Origin of the sequence: Pseudomonas sp. MH9.2 (assembly GCF_034353875.1) — a bacterium.
Lineage (GTDB): Bacteria > Pseudomonadota > Gammaproteobacteria > Pseudomonadales > Pseudomonadaceae > Aquipseudomonas.
In genome coordinates, this window is record NZ_CP133784.1 from 5,319,774 (window position 1) to 5,345,151 (window position 25,378).

The following is a 25,378-nucleotide window of genomic DNA, read 5'->3' on the forward strand; positions in this document are numbered from 1 at the left end:
TATGACAAATCGACTGTCCCAAGAAACCTCCCCAACCATCGCGACGCTCGACGATCTTGCAAAGTTGGCAAATTACTCGCTTATGGACACGCTCAACTGCGATCCTGACGCGAAAGCAGACGGAGCCGACCACGCGCCGCGACAAGTTTTTACGGGCCACTATGTCCCCATCAATCCCACGCCAATCAAAGACCCCGAGTACGTCGCTCACAGCAAAAACTTTTTCCGCGAACTTGGCTTCGCCGACAGCATGGCTCAGTCGGCCGACTTCGTCCGCATGTTCTCCGGCGACATCTCGCACGTTCCGAAGCCGATGCGCAAGGTGGGTTGGGCGTGTGGGTACGCATTGTCCATCTTCGGTACCGAATACACCCAACAGTGCCCGTTCCAAACCGGCAACGGATACGGCGACGGTCGCGCAGTTTCCGTGCTTGAGGCCGTCATCAACAGTCGCCGCTGGGAAATGCAGCTAAAAGGTGGCGGCCGGACGCCATACTGCCGCGGCGCGGACGGTCGCGCCGTCCTGCGCTCAAGTGTCCGGGAGTTCTTAGCGCAAGAGCACATGCATGCGCTCGGTGTGCCAACGTCACGGTCTCTGAGTTTGTATGTTTCAAAAACGGAGAAGGTCAAGCGGCCGTGGTATTCGCAGGGCTCGAGCTCGCAGGATCCCGACATGCTTATATCGGAGGCAGTCGCCATTTCGACGCGCGTCGCACCGTCGTTCATTCGGGTCGGTCAACTCGAGCTCTTCGGTCGCCGTGCGCGCAAGAAGGAACACCCGAAAGCGATGGAGGAGCTCGAGCAGATTGTGTTGCACTTGATCGATCGTGAGTACGCTGACGTCATCGACAAGAAACTAAGCACTGCCGAAAAAGGGGTGTTGCTCGCGCGCGAGTTCCGCAGCCGCCTGACGTCGCTTGTGGCGAACTGGATCCGCGTCGGCTACTGCCAGGGCAACTTCAACAGCGACAACTGCGCGGCCGGTGGCTTCACACTCGACTACGGTCCATTCGGATTCTGCGATGTGTTCAACCCGCACTACCAGCCATGGACGGGTGGCGGACATCACTTCGCGTTCCTGAACCAAACCGTGGCAGCGGAACGCAACTTCCACATGTTTTGTACGGCGTTGCGGCCCTTGCTGACATCACTGACGTCGCATCAGGACTATCTGCGACAGCTCGACGAGATTCGAAGTGGCTTTGCGACAGTGATGCAAGCGCAAATGGAGAAGATGTGGGCTGCCAAACTTGGACTCGGCACTTTTCACGCGGCGTTGTTCAGTGAACTCGAAACGCTCATGGTGCAAACTCCTGTCGATTACACCCTCTTCTTCCGCGAGCTCTCGATGGTACCCGACGAAATTGGCCCACTCAAAAAAAGCTTCTACGAAGACTCCGAAGGGATGGACAAGCGCTGGTCAGAGTGGCTCGCAAAATGGAAATCTCTCATAGTCAGCGCCAGCACGACCGATGCGAATGCTGCGCAGCCCCCTTCCCGTGAGGAGCTCTCTAGGCAGATGAAACTCGTCAACCCAAAATACAGTTTGCGAGAGTGGTTCGTTGTGCCTGCGTACAGCCAAGCGACTGCGGGGAACTACTCTCTAGTTCGAGAGCTGCTGGAAGTCATGACGCAGCCCTACGCCGAGCAGTCGAAGGAGGTGGAGGAGAAATACTATAGGCCCAAGCCGTCTGAGTTCTTTGAGGTCGCGGGGTTGTCGTATATGAGCTGCTCGTCATGATTTTTCGAAAACTGATCGGTCAGGGCCGGTACCCGGTCGGCGGCCAGCCCGCTGCCTACGTGTACCGAATCCGCAGCTGTGACCTGCCGGTGACGAGCGCAAAGGCACTGTTTGAGTACTTCACCGTATGACGAAAATTACCCTCACGCCGCATCGTCTTTCACCCTTATCGGGGGAGCCAGCTGCGCTGGAGCGAGCGAGCCTTCTTGCGGGAGCGGCCTCTCCCGAAGAGGGGGTCGTCGCCTACCACGAGCGCACCAAGCACCATTTCCACCGCCACGCTGCGGCGCAGGGCTATATGGACTGGGCGACGCAGCCAGATCCGTTTCGGCGCTACGGGGGGGCGCACCTGGTTCGCCTCCCACTGCCCAAAGCGGGCCGCCCACTGCCTTATTGGCAGCTCTATGCGAGCCCGACCGTGCCGCCGGCGTCACTGTCGCTGGAATCGGTGTCACTGTTTTTTCGCTACGCACTTTCGCTGACCGCATGGAAGCAAGTCGGCGAGACCCAGTGGCCGTTGCGCGCAAATCCGTCGAGCGGCAATCTGCATCCGACCGAGGGCTATGCGGTACTGCCTGCGCTTGATCGGCTCGGCGAGACGGCCGCCGTGTACCACTATGCACCGAGGGAACACGCGCTTGAACGGCGCGCGGTGCTACCCGCGAAGCGCTGGGCCGAGCTGGTTGCGCCTTTCCCTGATGGCTCCTTTCTCGTGGGTCTGTCTTCGGTGCATTGGCGCGAAGCCTGGAAGTACGGCGAGCGCGCGTTCCGCTACTGCCAGCACGATGTTGGGCACGCGCTGGCCTGCCTGAGTATCGCGGCAGCGGCGCTCGGCTGGAAATTGGTGCTTCTGGATGGCGTGAGCAACAGCACCCTCGCCAGCCTGCTGGGGCTTGACCGAGATGCGGATTTTGCGGCGGCGGAGCGGGAGGAAGCTGAGCTGCTGGTGTTGATTACACCGGATGTTTCGACGCCGCTTGCGACCGACTCGAAGCCGCTGACAGCGCACGGGGGTGACGTGCATTGGCAGGGCTTGGCCAACACGCTGAGCCCCGAACACAGCGCCGAGTGGCCCGTGATCGACGAGGTTGCGCGGGCGACGCGCCACTGTGAAAGCGCGCCTATCCAGGAAGACTTCTCCGGCTTCCCTTCGGAGGATGCACTTTTCAGGACACCTGTCCGTCAGGGCCTACTCAGCGCAGAGCAGGCCATTCTTGGCCGCCGCAGCGCGGTAGCGATGGATGGCTCGACGGCGATTTCTCTGGCAGCCTTCTTCCGCATGCTCGCTCGATTGATTCCGACACATGAGCGGCGATCGATGCCTTGGGACGCGATCCCCTGGCGACCACGCATCCACCTCGGGCTCTTCGTCCACAGCGTCGACGGCTTGGTGCCTGGCCTCTACGCGCTCGCCCGGGACCCGGACAAGGTCGATATTCTCAAGGCAGTGATGGGTTCAGAATTTTCTTGGCAGCGCGTACCCGACTGCCCGCCCGGGCTCCCCTTGTACCTCCTCCAGGAGGGGGACTGTCGAGCGCTGTCGAGCACCGTCTCCTGCGGCCAGGATATCGCCGGCGATGGTGCCTTCAGCCTGGCCATGATTGCCGACTACAGGGACAGCCTGGCCACGTACGGCGCAGCCTTCTACCGCAACCTGTTCTGGGAGGCCGGCATGGTGGGCCAGCTGCTTTACCTGGAGGCCGAAGAGGCGGGCATTCGCGCCACCGGGATCGGCTGCTACTTCGACGATCCGGTCCACGCGGCCTTCGGGATCGGTTCATGCGAGTGGCAGAGTTTCTACCACTTCACCGTGGGCGCTCCGGTTGAAGACAGCCGACTCAGCACATTGCCTGCCTACAACTTCCAGGAAGAACGATGATCATTCCACGCACTGTTCCGACAATCCGGACAGAACCACAACCAACCAGTAAGGAGCAACCATGTCCCTAAACGAACCTCTGCGCCAGAAGATCACCCACCTCGTGGCGCAAAACCGAGTCGTCCTGTTCATGAAGGGAACTCGCCACATGCCGCAGTGCGGATTCTCCGCCCAGGTCGTGAAGATCCTCGACGAGCTGCAGCCAAGCTACGAAACGGTAGATGTACTGAGTTCTGCCGAGATCCGCGATGGAATCAAGCGGTTCTCCGAGTGGCCGACAATTCCACAACTCTACATCGATGGGCAGTTCGTCGGCGGCTGCGACATCGTCCACGCGATGCATGCATCCGGAGAACTCCAACAGCTCATCGGTGTGCAGGTCAAGGACCAAGGGTGAAACAACTGCGCGCAGCCAAACTTGCGTCAATGCTCGATCGTGAACAGATCATCTATATAAAGGAGACCCGCATGTCATCCCATCCCACTGAGTTCCAAGGTAGCGTCATCAACGCGCTACGCGAAGCCATCGAGCGCCAGATCCCCGATTCACAGGCCGAAGTGAGCGGCGGCAGCGGTCACTACAACATCGAGGTGATCTCGGCAGTGTTCGCCGGCAAGAACATGCTCCAGAGCCAGCGATTGGTGTATGGCGCCATCGCCGATCTGATAAACGGTGACAAGGGCCCGGTGCATGCCGTCGACCGTCTGAAGACTCGGACACCCACTTGATAGCGGGGCTTTATAGAAGCGCCCATATCGCAAGCAATACGATGAGCAACAAAGCAACACGCAGACATACCACCGGAGATCATGATGCCACGCATGGTAAAACGCACTCACAGTAGCCCTTACAAGCTAGTTATTGGCGGCGAAGAAAAATATCTATGCCAATGCGGCTTATCCCTGAATCAGCCGTTCTGCGACGGAGCGCATAAGCTCGCCAAGGACGAGGACGGCAATCGTCTTTGTTGGTACGACGACGCAGGAAAGCGTCACGAACATAGCGGAGAATTTCTGGATATTCGCACGTTCTAAACGGTCGTCGCCGCCGCGGGGCCAACCCTGGTTTGCGCCGGCGAACATCGAAGCCTCGTGCTGTCCAGCTTGGATTCGCAGAAATCTACAGCCGTTTATGGATGCAACCGACAGGAGCGCCAGCCATGAGCAAAAACGTAACGCAGAAGCTGATTGAAAGCCACTTGGTCGAAGGCAACATGACGCCCGGCGAAGAAATCGGTTTGAAAATCGATCAAACACTGACCCAGGATGCGACCGGCACGCTGGTCATGCTGGAATTTGAAGCCTTGGGAATTTCGCGCGTGCGCACCGAGCTTTCCGCTCAGTATGTGGACCATAACCTGTTCCAGGAAGACTTCAAGAATCCAGACGACCATCTGTTTCTGCGCAGCGCCTGCCAGAAGTTCGGTCTTTGGTACAGCCGGCCCGGTAACGGCGTGAGCCATCCCGTGCATATGGAGCGCTTCGGTGTGCCGGGGAAAACCTTGTTGGGTTCGGACAGCCACACCTGTGCAGCCGGCTCGTTGGGGATGCTGGCCATAGGGGCGGGTGGCCTCGAGGTGGCGATGGCGATGGCGGGAGAGCCCTTTTACGTCAAGATGCCGAAAATATGGGGCGTCAAGCTGGTCGGTGAGCTTCCCGACTGGGTGAGCGCCAAGGATGTGATCCTGGAAATGCTGCGGCGCCACGATGTGGACGGCGCAATCGGCAAGATCATCGAGTATTACGGTCCCGGTTTGAGGACTCTGAGCGCCATGGACCGGCACGTGATCGCCAATATGGGCGCCGAATTGGGCGCCACCGCGACGGTGTTCCCATCGGACGAAGTGGTCAAAGTGTTCCTCAAGCGTCAGGGGCGCGTGGATGCCTGGCGGAAAATCGTCGCCGACAAAAATGCAGAGTACGACGAGTACAGCGAAATCAATCTGTCGGAGCTTGAGCCGCTGATCGCGCTGCCCAGCAGTCCGGGCAATGTGGTGCCGGTGCGCGAGGTGGCGGGCAGGGAAATTTATCAGTCCTACATCGGCTCATCGGCCAATCCTGGGCTGCGCGATTTTGCCATTGCCGCCCTGATCGTGGAGGGCAAACAGGTACATGATCGTGTTTCATTCGACGTCAACCCCACGTCCCGGCAGATTTTGCAGAACATGATCGAATTGGGTGTTCTCGGCAAACTCATCCGCGCCGGTGCGCGCTTGCATCAGGCGGGTTGCGGCGGTTGCATCGGCATGGGACAGGCGCCAGCCAGCGGGCGTATTAGCCTGCGCACCGTTCCGCGAAATTTCCCTGGCCGTTCGGGCAGCAAGGAAGATCAGGTGTATCTGTGCAGCCCGGAAACCGCCGCCGCCTCGGCCCTGACCGGCGTGATCACCGATCCGCGCACGCTGGGCATGGCCTACCCCCGCTTCAAGGAGCCGCAGAACAACCGACTCAATACCGAGATGCTGGTTGCTCCCGCGCCGCAAGGTGCGTCGTATGAGCTGGAGAAGGGTCCCAATATCAAACCGCTGCCGACTCTGGAGCCGCTGCCCGATCAGCTCGAAGGGCCGGTTCTATTGAAAATGGCGGACGATATTTCCACGGACAGCATCATGCCGGCCGGGGCCAAGGCGCTGCCTTGGCGCAGCAATATCCCGGAGCTCAGCAAGTTTGCTTTCAGTCAGATCGACGAGACCTACTATGCAAGGGCCATGGCCTGTCGGCAGCAGGGCTCGTTCGTCGTGGGCGGCGCCAATTACGGGCAGGGTTCGAGCCGCGAGCACGCAGCCCTGGGACCCCGCTATTTGGGCCTAAAGGCGGTTCTTGCGAAAAGTTTTGCGCGGATACATCAGCAGAATTTGAGCAACTTCGGCATCCTGCCCCTGACCTTTGTCGATCCGCAGGATTGGGAAAAAATCGCCCAAGGTGATGTGCTTGCCATCGCGGATGTGCGAAATGCCATCCGCAACGGAAATCGGGTGCAGGTGATCAATCTGACCCAGAACGAGACCTATGAGACCGAACATCCGATGACGCCGCGCCAGGTTGAAATGGTTCTGGCGGGCAGTCTGATCAATCTGGTTCGACAAAAAAGCCACAACCTGGAATACCCATGACCACATCCATCATTCAGAGCTTCGAGAAAATGCTGGCCGCCGGCAAGGACAGTACGTTGCTGCGTTTCTCCCTGGGCAACGAATACCTTAAGGCCGGTGACCCGGCCAGTGCCGCAAACCACCTGAAGCAGGCAGTGATACTGGATCCAACATACTCCGCCGCATGGAAGCTGCTGGCTCGCGCGCTAGTCGAATCGGGCCAGCCCGCCGAGGCCTTGCTCGCCTACCGCGAAGGCATCGCCGTGGCTGAAGCGAAGGGCGACAAACAAGCCGCGAAGGAAATGACCGTATACGCCCGCCGTATCGAAAACTCAGTTCACGATGATCGAAAATAGGAGCCATAAAAATGACTAATGAACTCGGATGGGAAGAACTCGCATCGCTGAACACCATTCATCAGGTCACCGAGGCGCTGGAGCAGTTCATGGTCGCAAGGGTCATCAGCAAGGCGTGCGGCGGCTTGCCAGCGCCGGGCTTCTTCGGCTGCGCAACGCGGCTCGGACGCTTCGCCGGTAATGCAGTGGGGCCGCAAGCCAGGGTGTTTCATGCAGTCGAGATCAACCCAGCGCTCGCCTTGTGGGCGCCGCCGAGCGACTCCCGAGTGAGAGGGTAAAGACGTATGACCTCTCATTCGAGACAGTCTGCGGAGCAAAGTCGACCTCTACTCGTGCCCGGCGGCACGCTTGCGGACACACGCGGCCGGCTGTTGCGCGACCTGCGGATTTCGGTTACAGATCGTTGCAATTTTCGCTGCACCTACTGCATGCCCAAGGCAGTGTTCGGCAAAGAATACAAATTCTTGCCTAAAACCGAGCTGTTGAGCTTCCAGGAAATCTCGCGCATGGCGCACCTGTTCGCTGCGCACGGCGTCGAGAAACTCCGCCTCACCGGCGGCGAACCCCTGCTGCGCAAAAACATCGAGGTTTTGATCGAGATGCTGGCCGCCATCAAGACGCATGACGGAAAACTATTGGATCTGACCCTCACCACCAACGCCTCGCTGCTATCCAAACAAGCCCGCGCGCTCAAGGCAGCAGGCCTGCAGCGCATCAGCGTCTCGCTCGATTCGCTCGATGAAGCGGTGTTTCGCGCTATGAATGACGTCGATTTTCCGGTGAGCGATGTATTGAAGGGCATAGACGCTGCGCACGCCGCAGGTTTTGCCTCCATCAAGATCAACATGGTGGTGAAGAAAGGTGTCAACGATCAGGATGTGGTTGCGATGGCGCGGCGTTTCAAGGGTAGCGGCCACATCGTGCGCTTCATCGAATTCATGGATGTGGGTGCCTCCAACGGCTGGCGCATGAACGATGTCGTGCCCTCGGCCGAGATTGTGCGCATGATCAGCGCCGAGATGCCGCTCATCGAAGCCGAACCCCACTACATCGGTGAAGTCGCCGAGCGCTGGGCCTATGCGGATGGCAGCGGCGAAATCGGCGTCATCTCCAGCGTGACGCAAGCCTTTTGTGCCACCTGCACCCGCGCCCGGCTCTCGACCGATGGCAAGCTGTACACCTGCCTGTTCGCGCAGTCCGGCCATGATTTGCGCGCGCTCATGCGTTCGGGCAAGAGCGACGAGCAGATTGCCGCTGCCATAGGCTTGATCTGGAATCAGCGCGAAGACAGGTATTCAGAAATTCGCACAGAAGAGACTGCGCGGACGAAGAAAATCGAGATGTCTTATATCGGCGGCTGAAAATTTAATGCGCACCAAACCTGAGTTCGCCCACGCCGCCCGATCCGATTCGGCGTTACGAGGGAGCGGATCTCTTATGACACAAGGTCGTACCGAACACGCAATGTGGCGGGGTCGGTGTATGAATGAAGGAATGCAATGAATGAATGAATGGATCACGGTAGCACGGACCGAAGAGGTCGGGCCAGGCGAGCGGCGGGTTATAGATGTGGATGACACGCAGATCATTGTATTTAACCTCGCCGGCCAGTATTACGCCATCGAAGACGTCTGCACCCATGATGGTGGACAGCTCACGGGCGGCACCGTCGAAGGCGACCAGATCGTTTGCCCGCGGCACGGTGCACGTTTTTGCATCCGCACCGGCGCGGCATTGTCTGCGCCAGCTTACGACCCGACCCGCACCTTCCCGGTACGCATCGAAAACAGCGAGATTCAGGTGCGCGACGATCGCTGGGATTGATAACTAAATTAGTGAGGGCACCAGTAACATGACCACCGAAACCATCACCTTTAGAAATATTGTATCTGTACTGCCGCATCCATCCGAGACCAATCATCTCCATAATCGGCCGGACCAGCAAAGAGGCTCGCAGAAGACCAAGCGGAACGAAGTCCTTCTAGGCGAAAGATTGCCAAAGCCAAGCTGGATCCGCGCCAAGGCCCCCTCATCGTCGGGCCGCTACAGCGACATCAAGGACATCGTACGCACCAACGCACTGGTGACCGTATGCTCAGAGGCATCCTGCCCCAATATTGGCGAATGTTGGAGCAAAGGCACCGCGACCTTCATGATTATGGGCGACAAATGCACGCGGCGCTGTCGGTTTTGCAACGTGAGCACTGGCCGCCCCGACTCACTCGACGCCAACGAACCGGAACGGCTCGCCAAGACCATTGCGTTAATGAAACTCAATTACGTGGTCATTACCTCGGTTGATCGCGATGATTTGCGCGACGGCGGCGCCAGCCATTTTGTCGAATGTATCCGTCAGATCCGCGCGCAGTCACCCAACACGCGCATCGAAATCCTGACGCCCGACTTCGGTGGTCGGCTCGACCTGGCGCTGGAAATCCTCAGCAGCGCTCCGCCCGACGTCTTGAACCACAACATCGAAACCGTGCCGCGCCTATACAAGGAAGCGCGTCCCGGCGCCGATTTTCAAAATTCACTCAACCTGTTGCAACATTTCAAGGATAGGCATGCAGGCATACCGACCAAGTCCGGAATCATGGTTGGGCTGGGCGAGACGGATGCCGAACTCTTGCAAGTGATGCGCGACCTGCGCGCGCACGGCGTCACTATGTTGACCATTGGCCAATACCTGCGGCCGTCCGGCGGCCACCTGCCGGTGCGCCGCTACGTGGCCCCGGACACTTTTAAGATGTATGAGCAAGAAGCTTACAATATGGGATTTGTGAACGCTGCGTGCGGCCCGATGGTGCGCAGTTCATACCATGCCGATGAGCAGGCAGCCAGAGCAGGAGTAGTCTGATGATCGATACAAGCTCAGCATTAGCGGTTTAATTTTAATATTTACTTGGAGCAACAAATGAATGCAATTGTTGAAATGCCAGCACCGGTCATTTTTAGTGATAATGCAGCAACGAAAGTCGCCCAATTAATTGAGGAAGAAGGAAATGCGGACTTGAAGCTGCGCGTATTTGTGCAAGGAGGTGGTTGCTCAGGGTTTCAGTACGGATTCTCTTTTGACGAAGTAGTCAATGAAGATGATACGACGATGGTTAAAAATGGCGTTCAATTACTCATCGATTCTATGAGTTACCAGTACCTGGTCGGCGCAGAAATCGACTACAAGAATGACCTGGAAGGGGCACAATTCGTCATCAAAAATCCGGGCGCGACGTCAACTTGCGGCTGCGGATCTTCTTTTTCAGTCTGATTTTAAAAGTGACGACGCACTACAACCGAATCGGGGGTGCTGAAAAGGTACGCGCGCTGGTCACGCGCTTCAACCAGATCATGGACGAACTGCCGGAGTCCTATGGCATTCGTCATCTGCACCCTGAAAACTTGCAAGGCTCACAGGAAAAACTGTTCAAATATCTGTGTGGCTGGATGGGCGAACCAGCGCTTTATGTGCAGGAATATGGCGATCCCATGCTGCGCCGGCGCCACCTGCCTTTTTCCATCAGTGAGTCCGAACGCGACCAATGGCTACTTTGCATGGACAGCGCACTCCATGAGGAGGTGGAAAACACCATTCTGTGCCAAGAGTTATCGGAGGGGTTTGGGGAGCAACGGAACCGTGCGACCTGAGGTCGTCTGAATTTCTGTTTTACTGGAGAGTTTTCTCCTGATAAAACCGGTTGTTCCATCAACCGTTTCCTACCTGGACATGCGGGGCCGGTAACAGCTCGGTGTGAAGCTCTGGGGACAATGTACCCGCCGATTTTCGGTACGCCTACCCGCGAGGGGAAGCGGAATCTACCAGCACAAAGGCGGTGAGGGGCTAGGAACGAGCGGCTACGACCAACATATGTGAACCTCTGTTAAACGTCGTCATGCTCAACAAGCCAAATGTGCTGACAGGCTTGAACCAAAACGGTACGCGGCCAGGTATGAACCCCTTGATTCCTGGGTCATCATGGACAGCAGGCCGCCGGCGAATAGGAGGGGGCCGCCCCGCTCAGAAATTCAGACGGAACAGGGTAAGCCCGTAGTGCCGCCGGAAACGGCAGGTGGACCGCAAGGAACGCTGTGGGTGCTGCGGGTAGAGGAATACGGAAAAAGCGAAGGCCTGCCTGTAATGGGCGGGATACGGGCTGAAATATTGCTCGACGCGAAAGTGGGCAGACTTCCGTAGGGTCATTCATGGCGAGAGAACTTGATTAATCGTAACTCGAAGGAAAGCAGATGACGGCTATTGGTAGCACTGTGAAAGCAGCGGCGATCGGTACTGGTGCGCCTTCGCACGCTGAAAGGATGTGGCTTCAGGCAAACTGGGGCCTCATCAAAGAAGACGTGAAACGACTCCAAGGGCGTATCGCTAAGGCAACAATGGAAGGCCGGTGGGGCAAGGTGAAAGCCTTGCAACACCTGTTGACCCACTCGCACAGCGGCAAGATGTTAGCCGTCAAACGAGTGACAGAAAATCGTGGCAAGAGAACGCCGGGTGTCGATGGCAAAATCTGGGCGACCCCGGCGGCCAAGTGGAACGGGATGGAGTCAATGCGACATCGCAGCTACCGGGCGTTGCCGCTTCGACGTATTTACATCCCCAAGAGCAATGGCCAGAAGCGTCCGCTGGGAATTCCCCGCATGCTCTGCAGATCGATGCAGGCACTGTGGAAGCTGGCTCTGGAACCTGTTTCAGAAAGCTTAGCGGATCCAAACTCTTATGGGTTTCGACCCAGCCGTTCGACCGCCGACGCCATCGAATATTGTTTCATCACGCTGGCCAAACGTAAGTCGCCAGTGTGGGTACTTGAGGGTGATATCCGTGGCTGCTTCGATAACTTTAGCCACGAATGGATGCTCAAGAATATACCGATGGATAAGACGATCCTGCGGCGATGGCTTCAGGCTGGGTTTATCGATGAAGGAACTCTGTTTGCGACGCAGGCCGGTACCCCGCAGGGGGGAATCATTTCACCGGTGATCGCAAACATGGCGTTAGACGGACTGGAAGCGGCAGTGCATGCCAGCGTGGGACCGACGAAACGCGCGCGTGAAAAGTCCAAGATAAACGTCGTCAGATATGCGGGGATGCGGACAAAAACTTGGACTGGTTATGCCGCGAAGCCTAGGCTTTCACGATACTCAATGGGACTGAGCGCGCCGAGGGAAATCTTTATACGTTTTTCGTTGTACCGGCGAATGTATGAATCCAAGGCCTGAATGAACTGCTCGATGCTCGTTGACTGCCAGTTGCGAGGATAGAACAGCTCCGTTTTCAGTCGGCCGAAGAAACCTTCACAAGCCGCGTTGTCTGGTGAGCAGCCTTTGCGCGACATCGAACGAATCAGCTTCGCATCAGCGATGCGCGATAACCAGCCGGGCCAGCGGTAGTGAGCGCCATGATCGGAGTGAACAACAGGCCGTTTATCGTTGCTGGCCACCGTTTCGATAGCGGCATCCAGCATCGTGTTCACAAGCTCGGCGTCGGGACGCGTGCCGATCGACCAACTGATTACCTTCCCATCGAAGTAGTCGATCATGGGGGACAGGTACACCTTGCCGGCCGGGATCTGGAACTCCGAGATGTCGGTCAGCCATTTCTCATTCGGAGCTAGGGCCGTGAAGTCGCGGTTGAGGAGGTTTTCCGGCGCCGGACTGATCTCCCCGAGGTAGGAACTGTATCGACGCCGTTTCGGCTTGGCGACGACTAGGCTCTCCTGCTTCATCAAGCGCTGCACCACCTTCTCTGAAAGGCGCACACGCTGCCTGCTCAACGAAGCTCGCATCCGACGGTAGCCATAGCAACGATGATTGCGCTCGAATATGTCCGCCATGGCACGACGCACTTCGGTGTACTTTTCCGCGACCTGCATTCGGGCTCGATGATAGAAATAGGAACTTCGGGCCAAGCCCAACGCGTCAAGCAGCTCTAGCAAGGAGTACCTCTGCCTAAGGGCATCAGCCAGCAATGTCTTCTCCCGATTGGTCAGGACTTGCCGGTTGATGCCCGTCTCTTTTTTTATGAGTTCATTCGCCCTCATCAACAGGTCATGTTCAAGCTGCAAACGGCGAACATCGAGCTGGAGAGATTCGAGTTGCCGCTGCAACTCCTCTCGTTCCGGTGACGATGAGGGTTCAAGTCGACACTTCATGGATGGGGATACCTCTGGGCCGAGTAGCTGTTTTTTCCAGTTGTACAAGGTCGGCCTGCACACGCCCAGCTTTTGAGCCAGGGCTTTCGCACTTTCTTTTCGCGTGCACAGCGCGATGACCGCTGGCGGCCGGGCTAACCCGTCTGATCGACCGACAACACGCGTATGCAACTCGGGGTGCATTTCGTAAATCCAGGCACGCAACGAATCCCGCGCGGGGTAGCCCAACGCCTTGATGGTAGCGGCGATGTTGCGACCGTATTCGAGATAGTGCCCGACAGCCTTTTCCCTTTGGGCCAGTGAGTACTTCGACTTCGAGTTCTCGCAGCCACGCGGCAGGTCGAGGCATCGCTCGTACTCTGCGTGCCAGCTCTTCAAAGAGTTCTTCGTCGGGTAGCCCAACTGACGAATAGTTGCCCCGGTTCGCTTGCCCAGTTTGATGTAGAGCTTGACCGCTCGGATACGGTCTTCGTATGAATACATGAACTACCTCCAGGTAGTCCAAGATTTCCGCCGCATCCCCTGTGGGTCAAATTTGCATCAGCAACAACAGTCCTAGAGCTAACTCGCTCCGCTATGTGTGTCAAACCAGCTCCTGACCGGCATCAGTATGTGTCAATACTTAGTGTCGAGTTTGACAGTCAACTTATGGTTGCCGATATAGCTGTTATAGCCAGGGATGCCGGGCGGTTTGGCAGTGTCAATGTAAGGAATGTAAGGTGATACCAAGCCTTACCTACTGGAAGAAGGCTTTACCGACGAGCAGATCGAAACGGCACGCACCGACCTGCACAACCTCCATCAGGAACAAGGCTGGTATTGATATGAACGCAGCAATGATTGATGACCTGGTGAAAAGTCTCGGACGCGCTTACCCCGAACTGATCGCATCCGGAATGTATCTTCCAGGCGGCCCGCCAAAAGGTATTTTTGAGGACAGCGACACCTTATCAAGGTCGCCTGAGCCGGGTATCGAGCTGGGATTCTGGGCCAGCAATCAACGGTTTGAAACTCTATTTATTAGCTTGCAGGAAAGCTTCGAAGGAGAGCCAACTTACAAAGGCAAGCTGCCCTACGAACTTAAAAACCGAATGAATCAGGGGGGAATACGATCCCAGTACGGAGAGCCTTTTGAATCAAGAGCACCTTTCAAGCTGCCCATTCGCGGCATGACAGGAGGGTCTGATACCTATCGTTTTCCGAGCATACCCAAAGGGACTCAGGCGGTTTTTAAATACAACGCCGAAATGGACGTGGAAATGGTGGTGTTCCGACTGAGCGAAAAATCACACGCCTAGCACCTGGATGCGACCTTTTTGTCCGAGGGGTGCCGCTGACCAGCACCATGATTTCGGTGGGATGCAAAATTGGTAGTGCCGCGGACGCATCCCGGTTCGGCGATATCGTGCTGGTTGCCATTCCGTTTTCTGCCTATCAAGACATCGATCCCACGCCGCTGGTAGGCAAAGTCGTGCTCGACGCCAACAACTATTACCCCCAGCGCGACGGCAACGTCGACGCACTCGACACCCAGTCCACTACCACCAGTGAGCTGGTTGCAAAACACTTGGAAGGAGCCCGGATCGTGAAGGCTTTCAACGCCATCCTTGAGCGCGATATCGAATCCGGTGCACAGGAGGCGGGCACGCCAGGACGCCGTGCGCTGCCGATTGCGGGGGACGATAAAGAGGCAAAACAGGTCGTCGCCGACCTCATTGACCAACTCGGTTTTGATGTTCTGGACGCAGGCCCTCTGGCCGAGGGTTGGCGTTTCGAACGCGCTCGCCCGGCATATTGTGTGTCGTTGACGCTGGATGAGCTCAAGGAGGCGCTGATCAATGCGGGCACCCGTGTAGCCGAAGGCTCGTGGCGTGAAAAAAGCTGATTCTCAAAAGCCTTTCTGAACCCTGTAAACACTTAGCCATAGACGCAAAACAGACAACTGATCCGGCCACCAAACGTGGCCGTTTATAACAAAAATAATATCGATAATCAGGAGTGCCGAATGACAACGACAATACGGCCTGACACGTTTCCTACGCGCACGCTGGCCATCGCGATAGCGGTAGGCATGACCGCACCGGCTTACGCGGTCAGTTTCGACATGGGAGACATTCAGGGCCAATTTGACTCATCACTGTCGTTGGGCGCCAGTCGGGGCACCTCGGCGATCAACAAGAGTTTGGTCGGTATCAATAACGGCGGCAAAGCATTCTCAGCAACTGGCGACGATGGCCGTCTGAACTTCAAGCGCGGCGACGCTTTTTCGAAAATATTCAAAGGCATCCACGACCTTGAACTCAAGTATGGCGATACCGGCGTCTTTGTTCGGGGCAAGTACTGGTACGACTTTGAGCTGGAGGACGGCGACCGCGATTTCAAATCCATCAGCAATGATCACCGTGATGAAGGTGCCAAGTCTTCCGGTGGGGAAATTCTCGATGCTTTTGTTTATCACAACTACAGCATCACCGATTTACCCGGCAGCGTGCGCGCCGGTAAGCAGGTGGTCAGTTGGGGCGAAAGTACCTTCATTGGCAACTCGATCAACAGTATCAACCCGATCGACGTCTCGGCGTTTCGGCGGCCGGGTGCGGAGATCAAGGAAGGCCTGATTCCGGTCAACATGCTGTACCTGTCTCAAGGGGTGACTGACAAGCTCAGCGTCGAAGGTTTTTATCAGCTGAATTGGGAAAAAACAGTCCTGGACAACTGCGGTACATTCTTCTCATCCACCGATGTCGCGGCACGGGGTTGTAACGCCAACAACCGTGTTGGCAGCCCAGCCATCGCGCCCCTTGAGCCGATCGCCAATGCGGTTGGACTGGGTTTCAACGTCAACAGTGAAGGCGTGGAGATCCCACGGGGCAGCGACAACGACCCGCGCAACGCCGGGCAGTTCGGTTTGGTCTTGCGCTGGCAGGGCGACAACACCGAGTACGACGCGTACTACATGAACTACCACAGCCGAACGCCGTTTATCTCCACGCGCACCGCGTCGGGTGTACTGGCCAAGGCGGGCGCATTGGCCAGCGGGGTCTGTGCCAGCCAACTGCTGCCGGCTAACTGCCTGACCAATCCTGGCATTCCGGCGGCGGCGCGTGCTCAGCTCGCCAGTGCTACCAGCTCATTGCTGCAAAGCGCGACGTTGGGCAATGACAGTTACTTCCTCGAATACCCTGAAGATATTCACCTGTACGGCCTGAGTTTCGCCACCACATTGCCCGAGGGCACGGCGTGGTCGGGTGAGTTCAGCTATCGGCCCAACGCACCCCTGCAAATCAACCCCACTGACATGACTCGCGCCACCCTGAACCCCTTGACCGGAGGCACGGCGTCACCTGTCGCCTCGACCGAAGGCGCTTACAACCGGGGTTATAACCGCAAGCAGATCTATCAGGCCCAGACCACGTTCACCCACTTCTTCGATCAAGTCATGGGCGCGGAGCGCTTCACGTTGGTAGGTGAGGCTGCGTTTACCTACGTCGGTGGTCTGGAGAGTACCGACAAAATGCGCTACGGCCGTGACCCTGCCTACGGCAGCCCGGATGATCCGACGCAATTGGCCGAGTACGGCACCAGCGGTTTTGTGACCGCCAGTTCGTGGGGATACCGGATGCGCGGGATCTGGGATTACAACAACGTGTTTGCGGGGATCAACCTCAAACCCAATGTGTCCTGGTCCCAAGATGTGCATGGCTATGGGCCGAACGGCCTGTTCAATCAGGGCGCCAAGGCCCTCAGTTTTGGTGTCGATGCCGATTACAAGAACACCTATACGGCCAACCTGTCTTACACCGATTTCTCCGGGGGTGAATACAACTCGCTCATCGATCGCGACTTTCTATCTCTCAGTTTCGGCGTGAATTTCTAAGACGCACTTCAGTCAATGAGGACGCATATGCACCTGCACACAACAATAAAAATGCTCAGCGCACTGACGCTGGTCGCCAGTAGCGCAATGGCTGCCGTTCCTGCCAGTGAAGTCGCAAAGCTGGGCACCACACTGACACCCATCGGCGCGGAAAAAGCCGGCAATTCCGATGGCAGCATTCCCGCCTGGACCGGTGGCTTGCCGCTCAACGCGGCGCCGGTCACCGACGGTTTTGTGGGCGATCCGTTTCCCAATGAAAAACCGCTGTTCACCATCACGGCGCAAAACGCCCTGCAATACAAAGACAAGCTTACCGCCGGCCAGTTGGCGATGTTTCAACGCTATCCGCAGACTTATCACCTGCCGATATTCGTGACCCATCGAACGGCTGCTCTACCCCAGAAAATCTATGATGCCGCCAAAATCAGTGCCGCCAAAACAGGGCTTCTCGAAGGTGGCAGTGGCCTCAGTAACTTCACGGACAGTCGCTATTACGCGTTCCCGATTCCGCAAAACGGACTTGAAGTGATCTGGAATCACATCACCCGTTATCGCGGTGGGTCCCTCAAACGCAGCATTGTGCAGGCAACGCCGCAAGCCGGCGGCGATTACCAATTGGTCACTTTTGAAGATGAAGTGGCAATGCCTGAAAGCCTTCCTGATCTTGATCCGGAAATGGCGAAAAACATCCTCTATCTCTATAAGCAAAAAATAACGTCCCCGGCGCGTCTGGCCGGAGGCGTTTCGCTGGTCCACGAAACCATCGACCAGGTGAAGGTGCCGCGTATGGCCTGGGTCTACAACGCTGGCCAGCGTCGGGTTCGTCGGGCGCCACAAATTGGTTATGACAGTCCAGGCACTGCCGCCGATGGCCTGCGAACTTCAGACAACCTCGATATGTTCAACGGCGCACCTGATCGATACGACTGGAAACTGATCGGCAAGCGAGAGGTTTACATCCCCTACAACAATTTTCGCCTGGCTTCGCCCAAGGTGAAGTACGCCGACATTCTCAAGGCAGGGCATATCAACCAGGACCTGACTCGTTACGAACTGCACCGGATATGGGAAGTGGAGGCGACCCTGAAACCGAGTGATCGCAACATCTATGGTAAGCGTCGCTTTTACCTGGATGAGGACACGTGGCAAATCGCCGAATCGGATCTTTACGACGGGCGTGGACAGTTGTGGCGTGTCGGCGAGGCTCAGTCGTACACCCAGTACGACAAGCAAGTGCCGATTTACGCGCTTGAGGCGTTGTGTGACTTGGTCGCCGGCCGCTATATCGCCATTGGCATGAACAACGAGGAAAAAAACTCGGTTCAGTATGGCTTAAAAACCTCGGCCAACGATTTTTCGCCCAACGCGCTGCGCAGCGATGGCGTTCGTTGACAACTGTTTGATGCTTTGACGGGGCGCCCTGTCTGTGGCGCCCGTGTTAGCGAGTGATCACCCGCGCGTATTTAAGCTACTTATAGAAAGAAGGAGAGATAGCATGGCTATTTTGGTAACAGGTGGTAAGGGCTTTATTGGCGCCAGCGTCATCAAGAATCTGGTGGAACGGGGCGAGGAGGTGGTGTGTCTTGAGCTAAAGGATTCACCCGGCAGGCTGGGTGATCTCGCTAGCAAAATCGGTATGGTCGTCGGTGATATAACGGACTACGACTCGATTGCTGCCACGCTCAGTGAGTACAAGATTGATCGTATCGCGCACATGGTGTTTTTCTCGGCCCAAGAGCGCGGTGTCAGTGAACGGCCAGAGCAAGCCGATCAGTTATATAAGCAGCAAATGATCATGAATACCGGCACCTTTCATCTGTTTGAGGCGGCCAGGCTGGCGGGTGTCAAACGCGTCGTGTTCCCCAGTTCAGTGCAATACCATGGGCTGGAAAAACCGTGGACGATTCCTGGCCCCATCACCGAAGAATCACCGGCATTGCCTTCTACGACTTATGGGATCGGCAAGCACTTGTGTGAGCACCTGGCCCACGAATACAACCGTCTATTGAAGACAGACATCGTCAGTTTTCGTATTCCCGGTGTGTATGGACCGGGTGTCAAAGTGGGCGCGCGCGGGGTGAATCTGATAGGTACGCAGGGCGGCATGGGGTTACCAGTTAACTTCCCCTATTCATCTGAGCAACACATCGTACTGGCCCATGTCGATGACATTGCTGAAGTGTTTGCCAAGGCGTTATTGGCGCCGACGTTGCCGCATGAGGTTTACCAGATTGGTGGGCGTTATGTTTCGTTCGGGGAGCTTGCGGATATCGGCCGATCGCTGATGCCCGGGATGCAGATCAGCTTCAATGAACGCGCGCCTGCAATGCCGGTTCCCGCCATCGACAGCAGCCGCATGGAGCGCGAGCTGGATATCCAGCACCGAACGCTGGAGGACGGTTATCGAGAGTTGATAGCCCTAACGCGTCAAGAAAACGGTCTGTCTGCGCTTTCTTGATAGCAATGAATATCTCAATGCGAGAGATAAGCGCCGAGCAAACCCTGACGGTGATCAACGCGGTGACTTGGTATGACCAAGGTATTGCGGGTGTTGTGGCCCACGCTGAAGGCGCGGGCACACACTACGGTTTATTCGAGGGGGGTGTGCTGATCAGTGTGATGTCGGTGTTCATCCAGTCCGACAGAGTACAGTTCAGAAAGCTCGCCACCCTTCCAAGCCATCAAGGCCAGGGCTTGACCGAGAGATTGTTGGCTTATGTCATGACCGAGTTGCAGCGCAAAAAAATCACCACGATATGGTGCAACGCGAGGAAAGAGAGGGTACGTCATTACCAATGTTTGGGTATGACCAGTAATGGGCAAGTATTCAGCGAAAACGGCAGGGATTTTGTGGTGATGGAGCGTGTTGGTCAGAGGACACGCGGGCGTAGAGCGCCACCATCACAGTCTCGCTCATTGCTCACCTCGCTTGGCAGCACGAGGCTTTGTCACAGAGGGCTGGGATGGCGACAATTCTGAGGAAGCCCGCGATTCTGTCGGCTTAAGCTGCTCGTAGGCCCTCTCGAGCTGCTCACAAGAGAACCGATTTGGCTCAAAAGCCAGACGAATATGCCAGATACGCGACTTTCGGCTCATGACTGAAGTCTCCCATCAGTGGGGGTAATGCCCTCAATGACGAGAACAATTTCGACGTGGGGGCATCCTGCATGCCTTGGGGCGAAACTGTCCCTGGCAATGCGCAGCCCCCATTTTATCCGAGAGTTTGCTCTGTTGTTGCCGGCGTTATTTCTCCGGTGTTGGCCAACATGACCTTGGATGGTTTGGAAGCGATGCTGGCGAAGAAACTTCCCAATGCAAAGTGGACAGGCCGAAAGATGCGCGTGGTGCGTTATGCAGATGATTTCATCATCACTGGCTGTTCGAAAGAATGGCTGGAGAATGAAGTCAGGCCCGCTTTGGTTGAGTTTCTGGCAGAGCGTGGACTTGTCCTCTCTGCGGAAAAAACCAAAATAACGCACATAGAGGACGGGTTCGACTTCCTCGGATGGAACTTGCGCAAGTACAACGGAAAGCTCCTGATCAAGCCATCGAAAGCAAATATCAGCGCTCACCTAGCCAAGCTCCGGGAAGTGATCAAGACCAACAAGGCGATCAAACAGGTCAATTTGATCAGGCTGCTCAATCCGATTTTACGGGGATGGGCGAACTATCACAGCCACGTGGTCGCCAAGAAAGTCTTCAATCAGGTGGATAGCGAAGTCTGGATAATGCTCTGGCGCTGGGCGGTGAGACGACATCCGCGCAAAGGAACACGGTGGGTCAAGGACAGGTATTTTAAAGTCCGAGGATCGCGCCGCTGGGTGTTCACCACCGTTGAAAAATCCGCAGACGGTAAGGTAAGGGAATACACCTTACTGAAAGAATCGGATACGCCGATAGTGCGGCACATCAAGATCAAGTCTGCTGCCAACTCGCATGACCCCCATTGGGATGAGTATTTCGAGTTCCGATGGGGCAAGAAAATGCTCAAATCAACGAAGGGACGAGCGAAGCTTTATCGCGTCTGGCGACAGCAAGGCGGTCTATGTTCTGTTTGTCATAAGCCCGTTACCAAAGATACGCCGTGGCATAGTCGCCACATCGTAAAGTTGGCCGACGGGGGAACGGACGCCGCAGTCAATCTTGAGATCTATCACCTGCGTTGCCCCAGAGATCAGCAGTACGCCAATGTTCAAGAGGTATAGCCGGGTACTTAACAGTGCCTTTGTAGAGGCTTGAGCCGTGTGCTGGGAAACTCGCATGCACGGTTCTTAGGGGGTTGGACGCGGGTAACCGCGTCTGACTACCCGACAACCAGATTCGGCCGTGGGCGCTAGGTCGCAAGAATTGGCTGTTTGCGGGCTCGCTGCGCAGCGGCAAACGGGCAGCGGCGATCATGAGTTTGATCCAATCGGCGCGGCTCAATGGGCATGATCCGTATGCTTATTTGAAGGGCGTCCTTACGCGCCTGCCGACGCAACGGGCGAGTGAGATTGAAGAGCTGCTACCGCATAAATGGCGTCCGCTTTAATTGCGCAAGACGGGATGCCCGGACGCATACGGACGGCGGGTGTAAATTCGCCTCCTACTCGATTCTGAAGCAATGGATGAGCCTGCCGCTGATCACGCTGGGTGGCATCCCAGTGCCGGAGCTATCCGGGAGACCTTTAGCGTATCGGCACGACGTTGCGGTCCTTGGTTTGATTGATCGCATATGCTAACAGGCTGGCGGTGGCCGCCTTCTGGATATGCTCACTCCACCAGGCCATCATCGGACGGATTACCCAGCGCCATCGAGCCGAGGAGTTTCTGGCTTTTCTGCAACAGATTGACCGCAGCACGCCAGCCGGACTGGATCTGCATGTGATTCTGGATAACAGTTCGACCCATAAAACTGCTGCAATCAAGCAGTGGCTGGAAAAGCACCCGCGTTTCAAATTGCACTTCACACCGACCAGCGCGTCTTGGCTGAACGCCGTGGAAGGTTGGTTTGCGCAGCTGGAAAGACGAGCGTTGTACCGGGCCGCCTTCACCAGCGTCGCCGACCTGAGGGCGGCTATCCGACAATTTATCGAGGCTCACAATGAGCATTCAGCCAAGCCGTTCAAGTGGAATAAAACGGCTGAGGCCATCATTAGCTCGGTACACAAGGCGAAGCTGAGCGTGATAAAAAATAAATTAATGGACTAACCGCTCAGGCCACTATGGTGCCCGTTCGATGATTGCCAGGCGACCTTATAACGTGGTGGTGGTGGTGGTGGTGGTCAATAAACTCGCAAAAATCGTTTGGGCATTACTGGTAAAGGCTCCCAATATCGGCCCGAACTCTTTACGGCATGCCCCGAAGGGTATTGAAAAAAACTTATAAATAGAAGGCGTAGCTACGTGATGGCGAAATAGGTCAGGCCGTGACGAGGTAAACCTGGCCGGGAGTTTGAGCTATGGGCAAATCATCAACTCAATTTTCAGATGAGGGCCTCGTCAGCGGACTCCATCAGGGCTAGTAGACTTGTCGGCCTGCACAATGCTCCTATCGATACGTCAGCATGACTACCCCCCCCCTGAGCTTCGGGAGCCCTCAACACAAATTTTCGTAGCATTTGCATATCGAAAATTTCCGGTTTGATACTGACAGTATTTTCATACTAACAATGACTGAAAATCCAAGGCCTATCGTTATAAATAGTCTGCCATTATCGCTCGAAAAATAGATAGATCAGCGCATTATATAGTCGGTTACAGCCTTATTTTTATTATGCATATAAGGTGAGTGGGTTGCGTCAGCCATCAATACAGGTTGGTTGTCATGCATAGATGAGCAGGTAACAACACAATAGGACTTGCGCTTTGGTACACACTCGTATAAACCGAAAATTGGTAGCTAAGGGGTTCACATTCTGGGGGCAGTGGACCACTGCGATGTCCGTTGTCATTGCACTGTTGTTTATCCTTGCTTATTATCAAACGGGGGCCGTAAATTCTCAATACCGCGTACTTGCAGCCCTGACGCTGCTGGGGTCTGTGCCGTGCTATTCTCTGCTCCATGTGTATCATAAAAAACATCATCACTTAAATGGGTTATGCAGGCTTTCGCTGGGTTGGCTGGTTACGTTACTCGGTTTGGCAAGCATCGGTTTGCTGAGTAATACGAGTGACTTGTTTTCACTGGAAATCATAATAGTATGGTCGCTGCTGGGTTTGTGCGTGCAGATATTGCTATATGTTCCAATTCACTACCTATCCGGATATTACCATCGGCAATTAAATCGCCAGCATAAAACGTTGATCATAGGGAATAACGCGCTTGCATTAAAGTTGGCCGGCACGCTGTCTAAGCATGAGCACCTTACCTTGGTTGGTCTTGTTAGTTTGGTACCTACAGAGCTAAGTGGTTCGATACCCACCTTCGTAGTAAGCCAGCTAGATGAGTTGCGCGCACTAATAAATAGTCATGGTGTTCGGTGCTTGTATATTGCCCTTTCGTTAAGCGAAGTGCAGCGCATCGAGGCCTTGTATATTGATCTTCTTGATTTAAATGTTGACGTCGTCTGGGTTCCAGATCTGAACAGCATGACGCTCCTTAATCATTCGGTAAGCGAACTGGATGGCTTGCCTGCCATTCACCTCAATGAAAGCCCCCTGACCAGCTACCCGACGGCGGCCTTGAGTAAGGCTTTGTTGGATCATGGTTTAGCACTTGCTGCCCTTATCGTCCTGAGTCCACTCCTGTTACTGATTGCCATTGCCGTTAAACTGTCCTCTGAGGGGCCGGTTATTTTCAAGCAAGAGCGCCATGGCTGGAACGGAAAGATTATCAATGTTTGGAAATTTCGTTCAATGCGGCTACATGACGACCAGCATGTCCGACAGGCCAGCCGTAATGATTCACGCATTACAGCGGTGGGCCAATTTATACGGCGTACATCTCTCGATGAATTGCCTCAGTTTTTCAATGTTCTGCAAGGCCATATGGCGCTAGTTGGGCCACGTCCACATGCCATCGCCCACAATGACTACTATACTGGAAAAATTCGCGCCTACATGACACGCCACCGTATCAAGCCCGGTATTACCGGTCTGGCCCAGATCAGCGGTTGCAGGGGGGAAACTGAAACAATCGATAAAATGCAAAAGCGTGTCGAGATCGACCTGTATTACATCAACAACTGGTCATTATGGCTTGATATAAAAATTCTGATGAAGACCCCCCTCACCTTATTGTCGAAGAATATTTATTAGTGCCGTCAGGGTTTCTTATGTCAATTGATTTCAGTAGAGCTTGCAGTTACTAAATTGAATAGAACGAGAGCACGATGAATAATATGCGCCCTGTACAGGTTATCGCCGTCACCAGTGGTAAAGGCGGTGTTGGCAAGACTACTGTTTCTATAAATTTGTCACTGGCGCTGTCCAAGCTCGGCAAGCGCGTAGTCTTACTGGATGCTGATTTTGGACTGTCAAATATTGACTGTTCGCTTGGTCTTAACCCCGAAGTCACTCTTGTCGACGTAGTCGAAGGTCGCTGTGAACTGCGTGACATATTGCTTCGAGGGCCTAGTGGAATTCGTATCATACCTGCTGCCTCAGGCAATCAGAGTATGATGAATCTAACGACCACGCAGCACGGTGGGCTGATCCAAGCCTTCAGCGACCTTGATGACGATATTGATGTGTTAGTGATTGACACCGCATCTGGAATAGGTGATCTAGTCGTTAACTTCGTCCGGGCAGCACGGGAGGTTCTGGTAGTTGTGTGCAACGAGCCAGCCTCTATCACGAACGCCTACGCATTTATAAGAATACTAAATAGGGACTATAGTATTGTTCGGTTTCGGATATTGGCTAATATGGTGCGGAGTCAGCAAGAAGGCATCAATCTATTCAATACATTAACCAAAATGACAGATGCCTATCTTGACGCGGCATTGCATTATGCTGGCGCTGTGATCTATGATGAATGCGTTGTTAATGCACTTAGGCGTCAGCGTGCGCTAAGTGAAATTTCCCCGCGTTCCAAAGCAGCCTTGGGATTCAATGCACTCGCACAAAAAGTTAATCGCTGGCCTTTAGAGAGCTCACCGAGTGGAGGGGTCGAGTTCTTTATTGAACGGTTAGTTGATCAGAGTGGCGTACGAGCTTTGACGTAAACGGTTCCATAGCAAATACTAGCTTTCAGTTGGAAATCTTTGATAGAACAGCTTAAATTTATGTATTTTATTTCCTATTCTGACTTTACTGCGTATCTGGCTATGTAAGGCTGCTGAGAGCTTTGACGTGATGT

The 25,378-nt window shown here is 55.4% G+C and carries 26 protein-coding genes and 2 pseudogenes; 27 read left to right on the plus strand and 1 reads right to left on the minus strand.

What is annotated here, in order from left to right; all coding sequences use genetic code 11:
• Window position 1 precedes the first annotated feature (1 nt).
• From RHM55_RS24580 to RHM55_RS24650, 15 genes are all read left to right on the plus strand, one after another.
• On the plus strand, window positions 2-1,741 hold the full coding sequence (locus RHM55_RS24580) for a protein adenylyltransferase SelO (protein WP_322178729.1): 1,740 nt from the start codon (window positions 2-4) through the stop codon (window positions 1,739-1,741).
• Window positions 1,738-1,872: a hypothetical protein gene (locus RHM55_RS24585; protein WP_322178730.1), complete on the plus strand. Its 135-nt coding sequence runs from the start codon at window positions 1,738-1,740 to the stop codon at window positions 1,870-1,872. Before RHM55_RS24580 ends, RHM55_RS24585 begins: the two co-directional genes overlap by 4 nt.
• Entirely contained in the window at window positions 1,869-3,620 is a 1,752-nt protein-coding gene (locus tag RHM55_RS24590) for a SagB/ThcOx family dehydrogenase (protein WP_322178731.1), read from the plus strand. Before RHM55_RS24585 ends, RHM55_RS24590 begins: the two co-directional genes overlap by 4 nt.
• A gap of 61 nt (window positions 3,621-3,681) precedes the next feature.
• Window positions 3,682-4,017, plus strand: coding sequence for a Grx4 family monothiol glutaredoxin (grxD, locus tag RHM55_RS24595; RefSeq protein ID WP_322178732.1), 336 nt, complete (start codon window positions 3,682-3,684; stop codon window positions 4,015-4,017).
• A 71-nt stretch (window positions 4,018-4,088) separates the two neighbouring features.
• A complete protein-coding gene (locus RHM55_RS24600) occupies window positions 4,089-4,349 on the plus strand; it encodes a BolA family protein (protein ID WP_322178733.1) in 261 nt (86 codons plus the stop codon).
• Window positions 4,350-4,442: 93 nt separating this feature from the next.
• Window positions 4,443-4,655 (plus strand): CDGSH iron-sulfur domain-containing protein, encoded by a 213-nt coding sequence (locus tag RHM55_RS24605; RefSeq protein WP_322183106.1) that lies wholly within the window; start codon window positions 4,443-4,445, stop codon window positions 4,653-4,655.
• Between the two features lie 125 nt (window positions 4,656-4,780).
• Window positions 4,781-6,733 carry an aconitate hydratase gene (locus RHM55_RS24610; RefSeq protein WP_322178734.1) on the plus strand — a complete coding sequence of 651 codons (1,953 nt, stop codon included), beginning with the start codon at window positions 4,781-4,783 and terminating at the stop codon, window positions 6,731-6,733.
• On the plus strand, window positions 6,730-7,068 hold the full coding sequence (locus tag RHM55_RS24615) for a tetratricopeptide repeat protein (protein ID WP_322178735.1): 339 nt from the start codon (window positions 6,730-6,732) through the stop codon (window positions 7,066-7,068). The genes RHM55_RS24610 and RHM55_RS24615 overlap by 4 nt, the downstream gene beginning before the upstream one ends.
• An 11-nt stretch (window positions 7,069-7,079) precedes the next feature.
• On the plus strand, window positions 7,080-7,346 hold the full coding sequence (locus RHM55_RS24620) for a hypothetical protein (protein WP_322178736.1): 267 nt from the start codon (window positions 7,080-7,082) through the stop codon (window positions 7,344-7,346).
• 54 nt (window positions 7,347-7,400) lie between these two features.
• Window positions 7,401-8,429, plus strand: coding sequence for a GTP 3',8-cyclase MoaA (gene moaA, locus RHM55_RS24625; RefSeq protein ID WP_322178737.1), 1,029 nt, complete (start codon window positions 7,401-7,403; stop codon window positions 8,427-8,429).
• A gap of 142 nt (window positions 8,430-8,571) precedes the next feature.
• Complete coding sequence (locus tag RHM55_RS24630; RefSeq protein ID WP_322178738.1) at window positions 8,572-8,892, plus strand: non-heme iron oxygenase ferredoxin subunit; 321 nt, start codon at window positions 8,572-8,574, stop codon at window positions 8,890-8,892.
• A 28-nt stretch (window positions 8,893-8,920) separates the two neighbouring features.
• Complete coding sequence (lipA, locus tag RHM55_RS24635; protein WP_322178739.1) at window positions 8,921-9,925, plus strand: lipoyl synthase; 1,005 nt, start codon at window positions 8,921-8,923, stop codon at window positions 9,923-9,925.
• 57 nt (window positions 9,926-9,982) lie between these two features.
• A complete protein-coding gene (gene erpA / locus RHM55_RS24640; RefSeq protein WP_322178740.1) occupies window positions 9,983-10,333 on the plus strand; it encodes an iron-sulfur cluster insertion protein ErpA in 351 nt (116 codons plus the stop codon).
• Window positions 10,303-10,710, plus strand: a complete 408-nt coding sequence (locus RHM55_RS24645; protein WP_322178741.1) for a group II truncated hemoglobin — start codon at window positions 10,303-10,305, stop codon at window positions 10,708-10,710. The genes erpA and RHM55_RS24645 overlap by 31 nt, the downstream gene beginning before the upstream one ends.
• 597 nt (window positions 10,711-11,307) lie before the next feature.
• The gene (locus RHM55_RS24650; protein WP_416151995.1) at window positions 11,308-12,291 is read left to right on the plus strand and encodes a reverse transcriptase N-terminal domain-containing protein; all 984 of its coding nucleotides are present in this window, start codon (window positions 11,308-11,310) and stop codon (window positions 12,289-12,291) included.
• Here RHM55_RS24650 and RHM55_RS24655 read toward each other — a convergent pair.
• Window positions 12,183-13,706, minus strand: a complete 1,524-nt coding sequence (locus tag RHM55_RS24655) for an IS3 family transposase (protein WP_322178742.1) — start codon at window positions 13,704-13,706, stop codon at window positions 12,183-12,185. The genes RHM55_RS24650 and RHM55_RS24655 overlap by 109 nt on opposite strands.
• A 341-nt stretch (window positions 13,707-14,047) precedes the next feature.
• Here RHM55_RS24655 and RHM55_RS24660 point away from each other — a divergent pair, with 341 nt between their 5' ends.
• The 12 genes and pseudogenes from RHM55_RS24660 (at window position 14,048) to RHM55_RS24715 (ending at window position 25,244) form a co-directional block, all read left to right on the plus strand.
• Entirely contained in the window at window positions 14,048-14,521 is a 474-nt protein-coding gene (locus RHM55_RS24660; protein ID WP_322178743.1) for a DUF6392 family protein, read from the plus strand.
• A gap of 29 nt (window positions 14,522-14,550) precedes the next feature.
• A complete protein-coding gene (locus RHM55_RS24665; RefSeq protein ID WP_322178744.1) occupies window positions 14,551-15,108 on the plus strand; it encodes an NADP oxidoreductase in 558 nt (185 codons plus the stop codon).
• 120 nt (window positions 15,109-15,228) lie between these two features.
• On the plus strand, window positions 15,229-17,097 hold the full coding sequence (locus RHM55_RS24670; RefSeq protein WP_322178745.1) for a DUF1302 domain-containing protein: 1,869 nt from the start codon (window positions 15,229-15,231) through the stop codon (window positions 17,095-17,097).
• 27 nt (window positions 17,098-17,124) lie between these two features.
• Entirely contained in the window at window positions 17,125-18,489 is a 1,365-nt protein-coding gene (locus RHM55_RS24675) for a DUF1329 domain-containing protein (protein WP_322178746.1), read from the plus strand.
• Between the two features lie 103 nt (window positions 18,490-18,592).
• On the plus strand, window positions 18,593-19,555 hold the full coding sequence (locus tag RHM55_RS24680; RefSeq protein ID WP_322178747.1) for an NAD(P)-dependent oxidoreductase: 963 nt from the start codon (window positions 18,593-18,595) through the stop codon (window positions 19,553-19,555).
• Between the two features lie 17 nt (window positions 19,556-19,572).
• Entirely contained in the window at window positions 19,573-20,076 is a 504-nt protein-coding gene (locus RHM55_RS24685; RefSeq protein WP_322178748.1) for a GNAT family N-acetyltransferase, read from the plus strand.
• A 188-nt stretch (window positions 20,077-20,264) separates the two neighbouring features.
• Complete coding sequence (locus RHM55_RS24690) at window positions 20,265-21,302, plus strand: group II intron reverse transcriptase (RefSeq protein ID WP_322178749.1); 1,038 nt, start codon at window positions 20,265-20,267, stop codon at window positions 21,300-21,302.
• A gap of 104 nt (window positions 21,303-21,406) precedes the next feature.
• A pseudogene (locus tag RHM55_RS24695) lies at window positions 21,407-21,628 on the plus strand (transposase domain-containing protein); the annotation flags it as partial.
• Between the two features lie 236 nt (window positions 21,629-21,864).
• Window positions 21,865-22,287: pseudogene (locus RHM55_RS24700) on the plus strand (IS630 family transposase); the annotation flags it as partial.
• A gap of 28 nt (window positions 22,288-22,315) precedes the next feature.
• Complete coding sequence (locus RHM55_RS24705) at window positions 22,316-22,465, plus strand: hypothetical protein (protein ID WP_322178750.1); 150 nt, start codon at window positions 22,316-22,318, stop codon at window positions 22,463-22,465.
• Window positions 22,466-22,944: 479 nt separating this feature from the next.
• Window positions 22,945-24,336, plus strand: coding sequence for an undecaprenyl-phosphate glucose phosphotransferase (locus tag RHM55_RS24710; RefSeq protein WP_322178751.1), 1,392 nt, complete (start codon window positions 22,945-22,947; stop codon window positions 24,334-24,336).
• Window positions 24,337-24,410: 74 nt separating this feature from the next.
• Window positions 24,411-25,244, plus strand: a complete 834-nt coding sequence (locus RHM55_RS24715) for a MinD/ParA family protein (protein ID WP_322178752.1) — start codon at window positions 24,411-24,413, stop codon at window positions 25,242-25,244.
• Window positions 25,245-25,378: the final 134 nt, after the last annotated feature.